The following is a 16,084-nucleotide window of genomic DNA, read 5'->3' as shown; positions in this document are numbered from 1 at the left end:
TTTATTTGTTTTTAACGAAAGATTCTATGGTTTTTTCTATTTGTTGTTGCTCGGTTATTTGGTCTGAAAATAAATGTTTATATAATGGTTTGTTGTCCACTTTTTTCTCTAGAGAAAGATTGATGTTTCTTTCATAAACTTCATCCCATTTACGTCTAACTAATTGCCATTTGTTGGTGTTTTTTTTCCACCAATCTTGCGATGCTTTACATTTATTGTCAGCAACTTTAACATAAGTATTATAGCCTTTTTCATACGCTAATACAATATCTTTAGTGTTTGTTTTTCTAATTATTTTTTTGTTGTCTTGATCATGTACCCAACCATAATTTGTAATTTCATGACGGTTTCCTCTTTCAGTTATATTATAGTCGCTTCGTTTTGTATATTCTCTACGAGGTAAAGGCGCATCTGTTGTGTTTTCCCAATAACTTTTTCCATCAATATGAACCCACGTTCCAGAACCTTCATAACGAGGACTATCATCTACTTGATAGACTTTTTGTGTCCATTGTTTTCTTACATCTGCTTTTGATTTGTTTTCATATAACCAATTGTTATCTCCGTTATACATATAAAGATCTTGATTTTGATATGCCCAATCTTGTCGCCAATGTTTTACAATATGAGGGCTAGCAGGATTACCTACTTGCAATAAATGCTGAATTGATATATTGTTTTTATCATCCTTTATTAACTCAGCCCATTCTAAACCTTTTGCAATTTTTGTTTTTGAAGGTTTGTATAAAGAATCTTTACTGTTATTAAAAGTTTCAGCAAAATTAAAAGTCACTTCAAAACAGCCACACATTTTTTTTATAGCTGCTTTGTCTTTTGCTTTTTTACTTTGAGCATTTATTGTTAAAGCAGATAATAATAGCATGCTTCCTAATAATACTTTTTTCATTTTATGATTTATTTTTAGTTGAATTAATTTTTTTGACAAAAATATAAATTTTATTTAGATTGATTAAGAATAATAGATATATTTGTCGAAAATTATTAAGAATGTTTCTAGATAGTAAATTTACAGGATTCCTTTTACTAATATCTTTAGTTGCTTCTGGTCAAGAACAAAAGCAAGACTCTATTGCTTCTGTTAAATTAGATGAGGTTGTAGTTACGGGGCAGTATAACCCTCAATCTATAAGGAAATCGGTTTATAATGTAACAGTAATTAAGAGAGAACAGATAGATAAACAAGCAGCTAACAATTTAGCAGACTTACTTAATTTTAATTTAAACCTAACAATTATACCTAGCTCTCAAACAGGAAAATCAACAATTTCTTTTTTTGGATTAGATTCTCAATACTTTAATATTCTTATCGATAATGTTCCTTTAGTTAGTGATAACGGATTGGGAAATAATATTGATTTAACACAAGTAAATTTAGATGATGTTGATCGTATAGAAATTGTAGAAGGAGCAATGGGAGTAGAGTATGGTGCTAATGCTGTATCTGGAGTAATTAACATAATTACAAAAAAATCAATAAATAGTAAATGGAATATTAAAGCGTCTTTACAAGAAGAAACAGTTAGTGATGAGTATGCTTTGTTTGATGAAGGAAGGCATATACAAGCAGTTAATATTTCTCATAATTTCAATCAAAATTGGTTTGTAAGAACAGGTTTTAACCGTAATCAGTTTGCCGGATTCTATAATAATAAACAGGGGCGAGATTATTATAAAAACGACAAATTACGAGGATACGATTGGTTGCCAAAAACACAAGTAAGTACAAATGCCTTGTTAAATTATAGAATAGAAAATTTTAAACTATTGTATAAGTTCGAGTATTTTAATGAACTTATAAACTACTATGATGCAGCTGTAAGAGTGAATATAGATACAGGATCACAAACTAGTAATCCGTCAGCAACCGATAGAGTTTTTACTTCTAATAGGTTTGTAAATAATTTAAATATAAGCGGTAAATTAAATTCAGGTGCTAATTATAATGTTTCATTGTCCTACCAAACTCAAAAGCGTTATTTAAACGAGTTTAATTATTATATACTAGGCGGAGAGAAAACAAATGAAAGGGATGAATTACAACAATCAAGTAAAGTTTTCTTTTCTAAAGGAACAATAAACAATATTATAAAAAATGATTTTTATAATTTTCAATTAGGCTATGAAACACATTTTATAAGTGGTTTTGATACGCAAGCATCAGGTGATGTAACACAACAAGATAAAGAAAAAAAGCAAAATAATTATGCTGTATTTGGTTCGTCTGAAATAAATGTTTCTGATAATTTTATGCTACGACCAGGTATGCGATATGAATATAGTTCATTGTTTAACTCTAAACTACTTACTTCTTTAAGTGTAAGATATTTAATGAAAAAAGGTTTTGAGTTACGAGGTAATGTAGGAACGTCTTATAGAACACCCAATTTTGAAGAGCTCTACTATTATTTTGTAGATTCTAATCATGACGTTAGAGGTAACGAAAATTTAAAACCAGAAAATGGGTATTCAGCTTCTGTAAATTTTAAAAAACATAGTTGGTTTAAAAACAAATCTTTATTAAATACTATAAAGTTAAGCTACATTAATGTAAGTGATAAAATAGATTTAGCAATTGTAAATAGTTCGCCTTTAAAATATCAATATATAAATATTGATGCATACAAACTGTGGGGAATTACAACTGAAAATAGTATTAAAACGGATAACTGGGCTTTTAATTTAGGAGGTACAGTGCAAGGTATTTCTAGAGTTGCGAATAACGAAGAAAATGCTAAAAATGACTACTTGTATTCTTTTCAATTAAATACAAGTGCTACTTATCAAATTAAAAAATGGAAAACAGCTATTACAGTATTGTTAAAGCACAACGGTAAGCGACAAAATTACGTTGCATCAGGAACAGATGTTGATGGTAATTCTATATTTTCGAAATCAGCCACAAGTGCTTATCAGTGGTTAGATGCTTCAATAAAAAAATCTTTTTTTAATAACAAAATACAAACAACACTAGGAGCAAGAAACTTATTTGATGTTACTAACGTAAACATTAGTAATTCAAACTCAGGAGCTGTGCATTCATCAAATAATAACTCACTTTTATTGGGTTACGGAAGATCATACTATTTAAAACTATTATATAACCTCAATTTTTAAAATTAATAATCATGATAAACAAGTTTTTAACATTCATTTTAATCGCCACTGTATTTTTATTAGGAAGCTGTAGTAGCGAAAGCGATTTACCATTAGAACCAATTAAAGTAGTAATTAAAGGAGCAACGATTACTCCAGAAGTTGGAGGATCAAACGAACAAAATCAAGTGTATTTAGATTTAAGCACAAAAACAACTACGGTTGTAAAAAGAGATTCTTGGGATTTAGGTTTTTATTCTGGTAACGATTTTAGAGTTGTAATTAATGGGTCTATATATATGGCAGTAGCCGAATTATCAACAACTGATATAGACGTTATAACTTCAACATCTACAGAAGTAGTAGATTTACAACCAAAAGTAGCAGTTGGTACTTTTAGTTCTGAAAATACAGTATATGTAGATGCACCAGATGGCGATATTACTAAAACAGCAATTGCTGAGGTTTCTAACATAGAAGCAAATAATAAAGTGTATTTAGTGAATTTAGGATACGAAGTCGGAACGGGAACAGCAACAACAGGAAGTGTTAATATTTCGGGTGATTTAAGAGGATGGAAAAAAATTAGAGTGCTAAATAATAATAATGATTACGTGCTTCAATTTGCAGATTTAGATGCTACAACTCATCAAGAGATTGTTATATCTAAAGATAGTAAGTATAATTTTAACTTTTTTAGTTTTAATACTGAAGGAATAGTAAATGTAGAACCTGAAAAAACAGATTGGGATTTAAACTTCTCTGTTTTTACAAATGAAATTCCAGGTTTTGGTTCTTATGGCTATTCAGATTTTGTTGTAAATAATACAAAGTCAGATGCAAGAGTTTATAAGGTCGATGTAAACGTAGATGCTTTTACATATGATGACTTTGTATTAACAGATGTTGTTTTTGGTAATTTCACAAACGACCAACGTAGTATTGGTAGTAGCTGGAGAAATGGAGGAGGACCAGGAAGCTTACCTTCTTTAAAAGAAAATGTATTCTATATAATAAATGATACCGCAGGTAATTTATATAAGTTACAATTTTTAGCATTAACAAATGAAGCAGGTGAACGTGGTTATCCGAAGTTTGTTTATAGTTTATTAGAGTAAAAAAAGTGCTTACATTTTATGTAAACAATACGATATTTCAATAATTATTGAATTTTGTTAGTTTTTGTTACAGTTGAAACTGCTTAGCTTGAAAAAGTTAGGCAGTTTCTTATAGTAATATTTTATAACTTTAACTTCTCTGCTAAATAACTTGCAGTATAAGATTCTTTATTTTTAATTAACTCTTCAGGAGTTCCAGTAAAAATTAAATTACCTCCGTTTTTACCACCTTCTAAACCCAGATCTATAATATAATCGGCACATTTTATTAACTCAATATTATGTTCAATTACAATAATCGAATGTCCTTTTTCGATTAAAGCATTAAACGATGCTAATAGTTTTTTAATATCATGAAAATGCAATCCGGTTGTAGGTTCATCAAAAATAAATAAGGCTTTGTCTTTAGTATTTCCTTTTATTAAAAAAGAAGCTAGTTTAATACGTTGTGCTTCTCCACCAGATAGGGTTGATGACGATTGCCCTAATTGTACATAACCTAAACCAACATCTTGCAAAGGTTTTAACTTTTTAGCAATTTTAGGTTGCTCGTGTTCCGAGAAAAAAGCAACAGCATCATCAATAGTTGAGTTTAAAATGTCATCAATAGATTTCCCTCCAAAAGTAACTTCTAACACTTCTTTTTTAAAGCGTTTTCCGTTACAGGTATCGCACTGCAAATGCACGTCGGCCATAAATTGCATTTCAATCGTAACTTCACCTTCACCTTTACAAACCTCGCAACGACCACCCTCTACATTAAAAGAAAAATGTTTAGGTAGGTAATTTCTTATGTTAGATAGTTTCTGATCTGACAACAATTTACGAATATCATCATACGCTTTTATATAGGTAACTGGGTTAGATCTTGATGAACGACCAATAGGGTTTTGATCGATAAATTCGATATGTTTTATGGTATCAAAACTTCCCGTTATGTTGGTGTATTGGCCAACTTTATCTCCATATCCGTTTAACTTTTTCTGCATAGCAGGATATAAAATTTTCTTAACCAACGTACTTTTTCCACTACCAGAGACTCCTGTAATTACCGTTAAGTTATTTAAAGGAAAAGAAACATCTACATTCTTTAAGTTGTTTTCTCGTGCACCAATAATATTAATGGTGTTTTTTGATGTTCTGCGAGAAGTTGGAATATCAATTTTTAATTCTTCGGATAAATATTTGGCAGTTAATGAGTCAGATTTCATAATATCCTCAAAAGTACCCTCGGCAACTACGTGTCCGCCATAAGTACCTGCTTCAGGACCGATATCAATAATATAATCGGCTTCCTTCATAATATCTTCATCATGTTCAACCACAATAACAGTGTTACCTAAATCGCGTAAATCTTTAAGAACCTCAATTAGTCTTTCTGTGTCTTTTGGATGCAAACCAATACTTGGTTCATCTAAAATATACATAGATCCTACGAGCGAGCTACCTAAAGAAGTGGCTAAGTTTATACGTTGACTTTCACCACCAGAAAGCGTGTTAGAAGTACGATTTAAGGTTAAGTATTTTAAACCAACATCAGTTAAAAAAAGCAAACGATTATTAATTTCGGTAAGCAATCTTTTAGCAATGTTTTTATCGTTTTCATTTAAATTTATGTTCTTAAAAAAAACAGCCAATTCATCTAAAGGAAGTGTAACTAAGTCAGAAATTATTTTATCGTATATTTTTACGTAATTGGCTTCTTTACGCAATCTTTTGCCATTACAATCGGTACAGGTTGTTTTTCCGCGATAGCGAGAAAGCATTACTCTGTTTTGAATTTTATAACTTTTTTCTTCTAATTTTTTAAATAAATCGTGTATTCCTTCAAACTTATTTGTTCCGTTCCAAATAAGTTCTTTTTGTGCTTCAGAAATTTCAAACCAAGGTTTATGAATAGGAATACCAAATGTTTCGGCGTTAATAATTAATTCTTCTTTATATATTCTGTAAGCATCTGTTTTAAAAGGAAAAATAGCATCTTCAAAAATTGATAATCCGGTATTCGGAATCACTAAATCTTCATCAATACCAATTACGCTTCCGTAACCTTCACAAGTAGGGCAGGCTCCGTATGGGTTGTTAAAACTAAATAAATGAGTGTTCGGTTCTAGAAAAGTAATACCATCTAACTCAAATTTATTGCTAAATTCAGTAACAGTGTTCGTATTTAAGTTTTCTATTAAACAGAATCCTTTTCCTTCAAAAAAAGCAGTTTGAATAGCATCTCCTAAACGATTGTAAAAGTCTTCTTCTTGTTTTAAAACAATTCGATCAACCACTAAAAATAATGCTTCATCATTATAATCTTCAATAGGAAAATCATCAATTTTTAAAACAGTATCATTATATTTTAATCGCGCGTAGCCTTGTTGCGTTAATACTTGTAAAACAGTTTTTAAATCTCTGTTTTCATTAATGGTAATTGGCGCAAGTAATAAAAGTTTAGTGCGCTCTTCGAAATTTTTAACGAAAGTAAGCACATCAGAAACGGTATGTTTTTTTACTTCATTACCAGATATTGGCGAAATAGTTTTACCGATACGTGCATATAATAGTTTTATATAGTCGTATATTTCTGTTGAAGTACCTACGGTTGATCGTGGATTTGTAGAATTTACCTTTTGTTCGATAGCAATTGCTGGAGCAATTCCTTTTATATAGTCTACTTTAGGCTTGTGTAATTTGCCTAAAAACTGACGTGCGTAAGAAGATAAACTTTCTACATAACGTCGCTGTCCTTCGGCATATAAGGTATCAAAAGCTAAAGAAGATTTTCCGGAACCAGAAAGTCCTGTTATTACAACTAATTTGTTTCGAGGAATAACCACATCAATATTTTTTAAATTGTGTAGTTTGGCTCCTTTTATAATAATGTTTTCCTTAGGATTTACGGTAGAAATATCTGTCTTCATCTATAAAAAAATAATTTATAAAAATACCATTTTTGTAAATGAAAGAAGAAGATAATTGGTTCTTTTTTTAAAAAATCAATATAAAATTAATTTAATACTTGTATTTGTTAATAAAAAAAACAATATTTGTAACTAGTTACTAATCAATAAATAAAAAGCCTATAGCTAAATAATTACTTTTAAAGATTTACCCCTTAACGAAAGAATGTTTAAAAAATGTTCTTAAAAAAGTAATTATGATGCATAAAGATGTTGTAAGCGATAGCGCTTTAGTAAGAGACTACATTAACGGAAAAGAATTAGCAATAGAGTTGTTAATTAAACGCCACCAGCAAAGATTATATAGCTTTATATATAGCAAAGTACAGAATAGAGATACTACAGAAGACATTTTTCAAGACACTTTTATTAAAGTGATAAGAACACTTAAAAAAGGACGTTATAACGAAGAAGGTAAGTTTTTGCCTTGGGTTATGAGAATTTCTCATAATTTAATTATCGATTTTTTCAGAAAAAATAACAGAATGCCTACATTTAATAACACGGAGGACTTTGATATTTTTTCGGTATTAACAGATGGTGCTTTAAATGCTGAAAATAAAATTATAAAAGAACAAATTTTATCTGATGTTAGAGATTTGGTAGAAGAATTACCAGAAGAGCAAAAAGAAGTTTTAAAAATGCGTATTTATAATGACATGAGTTTTAATGAGATTTCTGAGAATACAGGGGTGAGCATTAATACTGCTTTAGGGAGAATGAGATATGCATTAATTAATTTAAGAAAAATAATAGAAAAAAATAAAATAATTTTAGTAAATTAGACAATATTAGTAAAAACGCATCGTTAAATACTTGATAACAAAATATATAAAGGGAATATATGATGCAAACTTACTCGCAGAAATCTTCGGATTCTACTATGAAACCTAAACAAGAAACAATTCAATTTTTGATTAATTTTTCTAAATCTTTACAAATAGTTAAAACCAAATCAAACTATCTCATTGAATTGAATTTGAATTAAGAGAGGAAAAGCTTCAACATTTGTTGGAGCTTTTTTATGTTCTTTTTTTATAATATTCATCTAAAACAGTTTTTCTACCTATCGTTTTTGTAATAATATCATTTTCTAAATCCCAGCCACGAGCAGGAGAATATTCTCGTCCGTACCAAATTATTTGCAAGTGAAGATCATTCCAAATTTCTTTAGGAAATAAACGCTTTGCATCTTTTTCTGTTTGAGTCACATTTTTACCGTTCGTTAAATTCCAACGATATAATAATCTATGTATATGAGTATCTATTGGAAAAGCAGGAACTCCAAAGGCCTGACTCATTACTACTCCAGCGGTCTTATGGCCAACAGCAGGTAACTCTTCTAAATACTCGAAACTTTCAGGAACCTCTCCACCGTGTTTTTCTATTAATATTTTAGATAAACCATAAATTCCCTTCGATTTCATAGGCGACAATCCGCAAGGTCTAATGATTTCTTTAATTTCTTCTACAGTCATTTTTACCATATCGTAAGGGTTATCTGCTTTAGCGAATAAAAGAGGTGTAATTTTATTTACACGAACATCAGTACATTGCGCAGACAATAAAACAGCTATAAGTAAGGTGTATGGATCTTTATGATCTAAAGGAACTGGTATTTCTGGATACAATTTCTCTAATGTATCTATCACAAATTGAACTTTGTTTGCCTTGGTCATTTTCTTTATCTTTATATCGACAAAAATACGAATTATGACAACATTAAAAATAGGAGATAAAGCACCAAGTTTCGAATCTGTTGATGAAAAAGGAAATACAGTAAAACTTACGGATTATAAAGGTAAAAAGTTAGTTTTATTTTTTTATCCTAAGGCGAGTACGCCAGGTTGTACTAATGAAGCATGCGATTTAAGAGATAATTATCAGGCTTTTTTAGCAAAAGGTTACGAGGTTTTAGGGGCGAGTGCAGATTCTGCTAAGCGTCAACAAAATTGGATAAACAAGCATGAATTACCTTTTCCGTTATTGGCAGATGAAACTAAAGAAGTAATCAATGCGTTCGGTATTTGGGGACCAAAGAAGTTTATGGGAAAAGAATATGACGGAATTCATAGAACAACTTTTATAATTGATGAAAACGGAATTATTGAAAATATAATTAGTAAAGTAAAAACAAAAGAACACGCTAAACAGATTTTAGGATAACAAAAAACCGAGCTTAAAACTCGGTTTTTTTATTTTTGTTTAGATGATAATTTAGCTTGTATTTCTTTACCTGTTAGATATGAGTATTCAATGGTAAATATTTTATTCTATAAAAAAAATATTAACTATTCCTTTTTACAAACGATTTTCAATCCATTTTTTAAAACTATAAAAGTTTTGAGGAGCCACTCCATGACCTACCGGATATTCTGAATATTCGCTTTGTAATTTATTGTATGATAAAATTTGTGGTGCTTTACGAGCCCAATCAATAGGTAATACCTGATCTACAGTTCCGTGAGAAATATAATAATCTGAGGTAATCGTATTTGGTGTTTCTTTAGGTAATAATTCTTCATTAATATAACCGCTTAAAGCAATTACATGTTGCACTTTATTCGGGTAATTAAAACTTAAGGCATAACTTAAAATAGCTCCTTGACTAAAACCTAAAAGAAATGTTTTGTCAGGGTTGGTATTGTATTTGTTTTTAATTTCATCAATAAATAAGGCAATTTCATCAACAGATTCTTTTGCTTGAACTAAATCAGAAAACTTTCCGTTAATAGCATCAAAATTAATGGCATACCAAGCATAAGCTCCCATGCCCATACTGTGTGGTGCTTGCGCACTAACAATTAATAAATTATCAGGTAATTCTTCTGCAAATGAAAATAAATCTTGCTCGTTACTACCGTATCCGTGTAATAGAATTAATAAAGGCGGATTACTAATCGATTCCTTTGGTTCTCTTACAATATAATGTAAACTCATATAATTAAATTCCTTTAAACCATTCTTGAAATTGTTCACCTATAAAGGGAACTATTTTTTTTTCTCCTTTTAAAACAGCCATAAAACTTATAAGCCAAAGGACAAATAAAAGCACACCTACAATCCAACCAGCAAAACCTCCTAAATACTTATAAATAATCCAAGTATTTAAAAAAGATAAAATATTTAATCCAAGCATTTGTCTAATGTAAAAACTAGCAAAAGCATTTTTATTATTCATGTTTAATATAAACGCGATTATTGTTCCAATAATCCAAAAATGGCTAATTATTGCATTTGTTTTACCGTCAGTTATTGTATTTTTTTCCATAATTATGAGTTTAAAATAAGTTGCTTGTTATTATATATACCGTATACTTTTCCTTTTAGTTCTTTGTCTAAAAAAATACTATTTTTTGATGTCGAAATGATGTTTTCTTTTGAAAAAGTATAAGATCCATCAGGATTAAAAATTGATAGATTTGCTTTTTCATTTTCTTTGATAACTGATCTTTCAATTCCAAAACGTTCTTTTGGGTTGTTAGAGAAACAGTCTACAATAGTTTCTAAATCTAATACTGAATTTAAAACGCCAAAAGCACTTTCTAAACCGATGGTTCCGTCTTTTGCTTCAGAAAATTCTACTTTTTTATGTTCAATATCAATCGGATTATGATCTGAAGTAATCATATCAATCGTTCCGTCTTTTACTCCTTTTAAAAGTGCTTTTATATCGGTTGATGTTCTTAGCGGCGGATTTACTTTTTTGTTACCATCAAATTCATGCAATTCATCATCTGTTAAAAATAAATTATGAATCGCCACACTACACGTAACATCTAAACCTTTCTTTTTAGCGTCTTTAATTAACTGCACCGATTTTTTAGTTGAAATTGTAGGAATATGTAGTTTTCCTCCGGTATATTCTAGTAAAAATAAATCACGAGAAATTTGAAGCTCTTCTGCCAAAGCAGGAATTCCTTTTAAACCTAAAAGCGTACTGTTTTTACCTTCATTAACAACACCTTCACCAGCAATAGCATTGTTTTTAGGAAAACTCATTGCCAAGCCGTTAAAATTTTGAGTATATAGTAAGGATACTTTTAACAAGTTATCGTTAGAAATAGGTTTGTTATAGTCTCCAAAAGCAATAGCACCAGATTGCTGCATATCATACAATTCTGCCATTTCAACACCTTTAGCTTGTTGTGTTAACGTACCAATAGGGTATAGGTTAGTCGCGAATCCGTTTGCTTTATTAATTAAAAATTCCACGGCAGATTTATTGTCTATTACCGGGTTTGTATTCGGGTTTACGGCAACAGCTGTAAATCCGCTTTTAGCGGCTACTAATAAACCATGTTTAACTGTTTCGCGCTCTTCATAACCAGGCTCACCAAAAGAAACACTCGTATCAAACCAACCTGAAGATACATGTAAATTATCAAGCTCTACAAGTTGATATTCTTTTTTAGAAGTAATCGTATCGTTAATCTCGGTAATAACTCCATCAGTAATTAAAATGTCTTTAGTTTGTTGGTGATAAGGACTAGAAGCATCAATAATTGTAGCCGATTTTAGCAGCGTTGTCATGGTTTAAAGAATTTTAAGATCAAAATTTCTACAAGCAAAGATACAATGGCTAAGGCTAAAAACCATTTCCAAAGCCATTGAATTTTATTTTCACTATTAATATTTTCTAAGGTGTTTTTAATCGAACTAGCCGTGGTTTTTGAGTTTAATTTTTCAGTATCTAAGAAATTTAATAAACTTTCTTTCTTCGGATAATTAAAAGCAATGTTTTTTAAAATAGTAGCTTCTTGTTTTATTTGATAAAATCCGGCAACTAAAGGTTGATCTGTAGTTGTAATTTTTACACTATTTTGAAGTGTTTGTTGCAGCGGAATAAAGGAAGTTTGATTATTTGAAATAGTTACTATTTCATCCTTGCCTAGTTGTTTATCAATGTCAATAATTGATTGCTTATCAACTGTATAATATAATTTAGAAAGTTGTAAACTGTATTTACCGATATTATAAAAAATAGGCACCACCAAAGGCGAATTTATAAAGTTACTATTCTCTTTACAAAGCGGAGCGGCTACCCAATAAATAGCCGAATTTGTTAAGTTTACTTGTTGTATAAAGCCTTGTTTGTTTTCGAAAGAAACAACAGTACTAGCGTTTAATAATTGCGTATTATAAGAAGTTTTTACAAACGGATATTGAAAATTACGCACATTTTTTTCAAACACATTTTTTAAAATTGGGTGTCTGTAATTTATAGTTGTAATTTTTAAACTATCATTTTTTTTAGAGAGTAGCTTTCCTATTTTAAGTTTGTTGAATAAACTACTGTAAGACGAAATAGTTAAATCTCTAGAAGGTATTACAACCAAGTTTCCACCGTTTTTAGTGAATTCAATTAAACTAGCAATAAGATTCTCCGGAATATTATCAATTTCATTTAAAACAATTAAATGCTGTTTCGGAATTAAATTGTAATTCAGATTTTTAATAGCAGAAGATGTAAAGTCAAATGCTTCTTTTGTATAAATTCTGTTTAAAAAATCAGCAGATTCACCAATATTTAAAACAGCAGTTTTAGTGTTGGAGTTTATGGCGAAATAAAAGGAATTATCAAAAGTATAAGTGTCTTTAAAATTTAGTTCAATTTTTCCAGAAAAATTAGCTGTTTTTAAGATTGAAAAAATCACTTTTTTAGTTTCATTTTCTTCAATAGAAAAAAGTTGTTTATTGATTAATTTCTCTTTGTTGTAAATAGCAATTGGTACATTTTTTTTAAAGATACCTTGATTTTTAACAAGAATATGTACTTCAAAATTTGTTGTTCCGTTGTCACTTATAAAAACACTATCTATAGATAAATTACTTTTTTGCTGCGGATTTAGTTTTACAAAAGAAGTATTCTTTGGCGAACTTGATAAATCTTCCTTTTTTATGTTCTGAAAATCAGAAATAATAATGTTTTCAGAAAGTGTATTTGTTTTGCTTTCGGTCGATATTTTTAATAAAACATCTTTTAATCCCTTCTCTTTAGCGGTATTTTTTACTTTTAGTAAAATATCTTTTAAATCAGAAGCTGTTTTATTTTTATGAAATTCATCATTTGTAATTAAAGAGTAAGTTGCTTTTTCTGAGATGTTTTCTATAATTTCTTGGCTAGCTACTTGTAGTAAGTTTCCTTTTTCACCATCGGTATTTGTACTTAAAGAATTATCTAAATAAATTAAGAAATGTTGCTGTTGATCGCTTTTATGATTGCTAAAATAAGGTTGTGCAAAAGCGATTATTAAAGCGGCAAATAATAGTAAACGTGCAGCTAGAATCAGCCATTTTTTTATGCGAGAACTTTTACGAGTTTGAAGTGCTAATTTCTTTAAAAAGGCAACATTGGTAAACGGAACTTTAACAAATCGTTGTAATTGAAATAGGTGAACTATAATCGGAATTAGTAAAAGTACTAAGAAGTATAAAATTTCAGGATGTTTAAACTGCATAGTTCATTTTTTGCTCACTAAGTGAGGTTTTAAGTGATTAGGCTTTTATAAAAATGTTTTTACAAGGTAGCTTATTAACTGTAAAAATAGCCAAATTGATGATTTAAAAAAGAATGTAGTTAAAAATCTGTTAGAAAAGTGTTTTGTTTTCGACAAGATATCAAATTTCACTATTTTTGAACTATGACTACAAAAGAGAGTGATTGTAAAAGCCCAGCGAAAATTGAATATAAAAATCACTGGAATACAGCATACACAAAAAACACAACCGAAAAGTTAGGTTGGTTTGAAGATAAGGCAGCACAAACAATGTCTTTAATTTCTAAATCAGGGTTAAAAAAAACCGCAACTATTTTAAATGTAGGTGTTGGTTCTTCGGTTTTAATAGACGAATTATTAGCTGATGGTTACACGAACTTAATAGCAAGCGATTTATCTGAAAAAGCATTAACTACTTTAAAAGACCGCTTAGCTGAAGAAGCATCGAAAGTAACTTTTATTGCGGATGATTTAATGCAACCCAAAAAGTTAGATAAGTTAAATGATATTGATTTATGGAATGATAGGGCAGTATTGCATTTCTTTTTAAAAGAAGAAGAAAAAGTGGCTTATTTTAATTTATTAAAGCAAGTTGTAACTAAAGGTGGATTTGTAATTATTGCAGTTTTTGCTTTAGATGGTGCAGAAAAATGTTGTGGCTTAGACTTGCAGAGATACAATAGCGAAATGTTGCAAAAACGTTTAGGAAATCAGTTTAAATTAATATCAGAATTTAATCACACATTTGTAAATCCGTATGGTGGAAAAAGACCTTATATTTACACATTGTTTCAAAGAATAAATAAGTAAATGAAAGTAACACATATTCCTTTTAAAAAGACCGGTTTTTTCTCTAAAACAATGATTGATTATTTAGAGCAATCAGAAAAACTACAACCATTTTATAAAAACTTTCCGTCATTAGAAAGTTTTAAAAACCAGATAGAAAGTAAAACTTTTTCAACAGCGGCAAGAAAAACGTTAGTTACGGTTTTAAAAAAGCAATATACTACGATAAAAACATCAGAAGCTACACAGCAAAATATTGATGATTTATTATTAGATACTACTTTTACAGTAACTACGGGGCATCAGTTAAATCTATTTACAGGGCCGTTATATTTTCTCTATAAAATATTTTCGACCGTTAATTTATGTGAAGAGTTAAGAGCTAATTATCCGCAACAAAACTTTGTGCCAATTTATTGGATGGCAACAGAAGATCATGATTTTGAAGAAATAAACTATTTCAACTTCAAAGGGAAAAAGGTACAATGGAATTCTAATGAAACAGGAGGTGTAGGGCGTTTTTCTACAGATGGATTACAGGATGTTTTAGAAGTGTTTTCGAACCACTTAGGAACTTCAAAAAATGCACAATATTTAATCAACCTTTTTAAAGATGGATATATAGAACACGACAATTTAGCTGATGCTACAAGATACATAGCTAATGAATTGTTTAGTGAATATGGATTGGTAATTCTTGATGCTGATAACCGAGAATTAAAGCAAGAGTTTACTCCGTTTATTGAGCGCGAATTAAAAGAAGAGATTTCATATAAAAAAGTAACAGAAACGATTGAACGTTTGGGTGATGAATATAAGATTCAGGTGAACCCAAGAGAAATTAATTTATTTTATTTAACAGATGAAATTCGTGAACGTATTGTTTTTGAAGATGATGTGTATAAAGTGAATAACACTAGTATTTATTGGGAATTAGACGCGTTGTTAAAAGAAGTTCATGATTTTCCTGAACGATTTTCACCAAATGTAATTATGCGTCCGTTATTTCAAGAAGTAGTGCTGCCAAACTTATGTTATATCGGTGGAGGAGGAGAGTTGGCTTACTGGATGCAGTTAAAAGATTATTTTGATGAAGTTAAAGTACCATTTCCTATTTTATTGTTGCGTAATTCAGTGCAGATAATTTCTGAAAAGCAAGCTAAGAAATTAGAAAAACTAGATATTTCATTAGAAGAATCTTTTCAAAATCAAAATAGCTTATTAAAAGATAAAGTATTAGAAATATCTGAAGAGAAAGTTGATTTTACAAGTCAAAAAGAATTTTTACAGCAACAGTTTGTTTATTTAAGAGAATTGGCTAAAAAAACGGATGTTTCATTTGTTGGTGCTGTAAATGCTCAAGAAAAAAAGCAATTAAAAGGATTAGATAATCTAGAAAAACGTTGGTTACGAGCAGAAAAACGAAAACAAAAAGATTTGGTAGATAGAATTGTACTATTGCAAAACGAAATATTACCAAATCAAAGTTTAGAAGAGCGACAACGAAACTTTTCTGAGTATTATTTAGAGTACGGTGATACTTTAATTAAAGCATTAAAAGAAGGTTTACAGCCATTACAATTAGAATTTACAGTAATAGAAATTTAAA

Annotated in this window: 13 protein-coding genes; 6 read left to right on the top strand and 7 right to left on the bottom strand. The window is 29.7% G+C overall.

Annotation, left to right across the window (positions count from 1 at the left end):
• Nucleotide 1: 1 nt before the first annotated feature.
• Nucleotides 2-907 carry a DUF6607 family protein gene (locus ACQ629_RS03795; RefSeq protein ID WP_483706618.1) on the bottom strand — a complete coding sequence of 302 codons (906 nt, stop codon included), beginning with the start codon at nt 905-907 and terminating at the stop codon, nt 2-4.
• Nucleotides 908-1,008: 101 nt separating this feature from the next.
• Between ACQ629_RS03795 and ACQ629_RS03790 the strand changes: the two genes are divergently transcribed.
• Together ACQ629_RS03790 and ACQ629_RS03785 are read left to right on the top strand one after the other, a co-directional pair.
• Entirely contained in the window at nt 1,009-3,135 is a 2,127-nt protein-coding gene (locus ACQ629_RS03790; RefSeq protein ID WP_483706617.1) for a TonB-dependent receptor plug domain-containing protein, read from the top strand.
• Nucleotides 3,136-3,146: 11 nt separating this feature from the next.
• Nucleotides 3,147-4,232 (top strand): HmuY family protein, encoded by a 1,086-nt coding sequence (locus ACQ629_RS03785; protein ID WP_483706616.1) that lies wholly within the window; start codon nt 3,147-3,149, stop codon nt 4,230-4,232.
• Nucleotides 4,233-4,354: 122 nt separating this feature from the next.
• Here ACQ629_RS03785 and uvrA read toward each other — a convergent pair whose 3' ends face one another.
• Nucleotides 4,355-7,147 (bottom strand): excinuclease ABC subunit UvrA, encoded by a 2,793-nt coding sequence (gene uvrA, locus ACQ629_RS03780; protein ID WP_483706615.1) that lies wholly within the window; start codon nt 7,145-7,147, stop codon nt 4,355-4,357.
• A 236-nt stretch (nt 7,148-7,383) separates the two neighbouring features.
• Here uvrA and ACQ629_RS03775 point away from each other — a divergent pair, with 236 nt between their 5' ends.
• Nucleotides 7,384-7,971 carry an RNA polymerase sigma factor gene (locus ACQ629_RS03775; RefSeq protein WP_483706614.1) on the top strand — a complete coding sequence of 196 codons (588 nt, stop codon included), beginning with the start codon at nt 7,384-7,386 and terminating at the stop codon, nt 7,969-7,971.
• A 237-nt stretch (nt 7,972-8,208) separates the two neighbouring features.
• On the opposite strand, the gene ACQ629_RS03770 is transcribed toward ACQ629_RS03775, so the two are convergent.
• Nucleotides 8,209-8,865, bottom strand: a complete 657-nt coding sequence (locus ACQ629_RS03770) for an endonuclease III domain-containing protein (RefSeq protein WP_483706613.1) — start codon at nt 8,863-8,865, stop codon at nt 8,209-8,211.
• Between the two features lie 34 nt (nt 8,866-8,899).
• Here ACQ629_RS03770 and bcp point away from each other — a divergent pair, with 34 nt between their 5' ends.
• Nucleotides 8,900-9,352 carry a thioredoxin-dependent thiol peroxidase gene (gene bcp, locus ACQ629_RS03765; protein WP_483706612.1) on the top strand — a complete coding sequence of 151 codons (453 nt, stop codon included), beginning with the start codon at nt 8,900-8,902 and terminating at the stop codon, nt 9,350-9,352.
• Nucleotides 9,353-9,487: 135 nt separating this feature from the next.
• Here the strand turns inward: bcp and ACQ629_RS03760 are convergent, their stop codons facing one another.
• Genes ACQ629_RS03760 through ACQ629_RS03745 form a run of 4 tightly spaced genes read right to left on the bottom strand, consistent with a single transcriptional unit; the run spans nt 9,488 to nt 13,647 of the window.
• A complete protein-coding gene (locus ACQ629_RS03760) occupies nt 9,488-10,126 on the bottom strand; it encodes an alpha/beta hydrolase (protein WP_483706611.1) in 639 nt (212 codons plus the stop codon).
• Nucleotides 10,127-10,130: 4 nt separating this feature from the next.
• Nucleotides 10,131-10,457 carry a hypothetical protein gene (locus ACQ629_RS03755; protein ID WP_483706610.1) on the bottom strand — a complete coding sequence of 109 codons (327 nt, stop codon included), beginning with the start codon at nt 10,455-10,457 and terminating at the stop codon, nt 10,131-10,133.
• Between the two features lie 2 nt (nt 10,458-10,459).
• Nucleotides 10,460-11,719 carry a dihydroorotase gene (locus tag ACQ629_RS03750; protein WP_483706609.1) on the bottom strand — a complete coding sequence of 420 codons (1,260 nt, stop codon included), beginning with the start codon at nt 11,717-11,719 and terminating at the stop codon, nt 10,460-10,462.
• Complete coding sequence (locus ACQ629_RS03745) at nt 11,716-13,647, bottom strand: BatA domain-containing protein (protein WP_483706608.1); 1,932 nt, start codon at nt 13,645-13,647, stop codon at nt 11,716-11,718. The genes ACQ629_RS03750 and ACQ629_RS03745 overlap by 4 nt, the downstream gene beginning before the upstream one ends.
• Nucleotides 13,648-13,830: 183 nt before the next feature.
• Here ACQ629_RS03745 and ACQ629_RS03740 point away from each other — a divergent pair, with 183 nt between their 5' ends.
• Nucleotides 13,831-14,496 (top strand): class I SAM-dependent methyltransferase, encoded by a 666-nt coding sequence (locus ACQ629_RS03740; protein ID WP_483706607.1) that lies wholly within the window; start codon nt 13,831-13,833, stop codon nt 14,494-14,496.
• Complete coding sequence (bshC, locus tag ACQ629_RS03735) at nt 14,497-16,083, top strand: bacillithiol biosynthesis cysteine-adding enzyme BshC (RefSeq protein ID WP_483706606.1); 1,587 nt, start codon at nt 14,497-14,499, stop codon at nt 16,081-16,083.
• Nucleotide 16,084 lies beyond the last annotated feature (1 nt).

The organism is Tenacibaculum sp. SM2510, from assembly GCF_057002845.1.
Note: the sequence above shows the minus strand (reverse complement) of the source record. Positions and strands in the feature narration are given on the sequence as shown.

What these genes read in the sequence shown, in the direction of transcription:
- ACQ629_RS03740 (WP_483706607.1), top strand. Translation starts at nt 13,831, where the DNA reads ATGACTACAAAAGAGAGTGATTGTAAAAGCCCAGCGAAAATTGAATAT.
- bshC (WP_483706606.1), top strand. Translation starts at nt 14,497, where the DNA reads ATGAAAGTAACACATATTCCTTTTAAAAAGACCGGTTTTTTCTCTAAA.
- bcp (WP_483706612.1), top strand. Translation starts at nt 8,900, where the DNA reads ATGACAACATTAAAAATAGGAGATAAAGCACCAAGTTTCGAATCTGTT.
- ACQ629_RS03775 (WP_483706614.1), top strand. Translation starts at nt 7,384, where the DNA reads ATGATGCATAAAGATGTTGTAAGCGATAGCGCTTTAGTAAGAGACTAC.
- ACQ629_RS03745 (WP_483706608.1), bottom strand. Translation starts at nt 13,647, where the DNA reads ATGCAGTTTAAACATCCTGAAATTTTATACTTCTTAGTACTTTTACTA.
- ACQ629_RS03760 (WP_483706611.1), bottom strand. Translation starts at nt 10,126, where the DNA reads ATGAGTTTACATTATATTGTAAGAGAACCAAAGGAATCGATTAGTAAT.
- ACQ629_RS03795 (WP_483706618.1), bottom strand. Translation starts at nt 907, where the DNA reads ATGAAAAAAGTATTATTAGGAAGCATGCTATTATTATCTGCTTTAACA.
- ACQ629_RS03755 (WP_483706610.1), bottom strand. Translation starts at nt 10,457, where the DNA reads ATGGAAAAAAATACAATAACTGACGGTAAAACAAATGCAATAATTAGC.
- ACQ629_RS03785 (WP_483706616.1), top strand. Translation starts at nt 3,147, where the DNA reads ATGATAAACAAGTTTTTAACATTCATTTTAATCGCCACTGTATTTTTA.
- ACQ629_RS03790 (WP_483706617.1), top strand. Translation starts at nt 1,009, where the DNA reads ATGTTTCTAGATAGTAAATTTACAGGATTCCTTTTACTAATATCTTTA.
- uvrA (WP_483706615.1), bottom strand. Translation starts at nt 7,147, where the DNA reads ATGAAGACAGATATTTCTACCGTAAATCCTAAGGAAAACATTATTATA.
- ACQ629_RS03750 (WP_483706609.1), bottom strand. Translation starts at nt 11,719, where the DNA reads ATGACAACGCTGCTAAAATCGGCTACAATTATTGATGCTTCTAGTCCT.
- ACQ629_RS03770 (WP_483706613.1), bottom strand. Translation starts at nt 8,865, where the DNA reads ATGACCAAGGCAAACAAAGTTCAATTTGTGATAGATACATTAGAGAAA.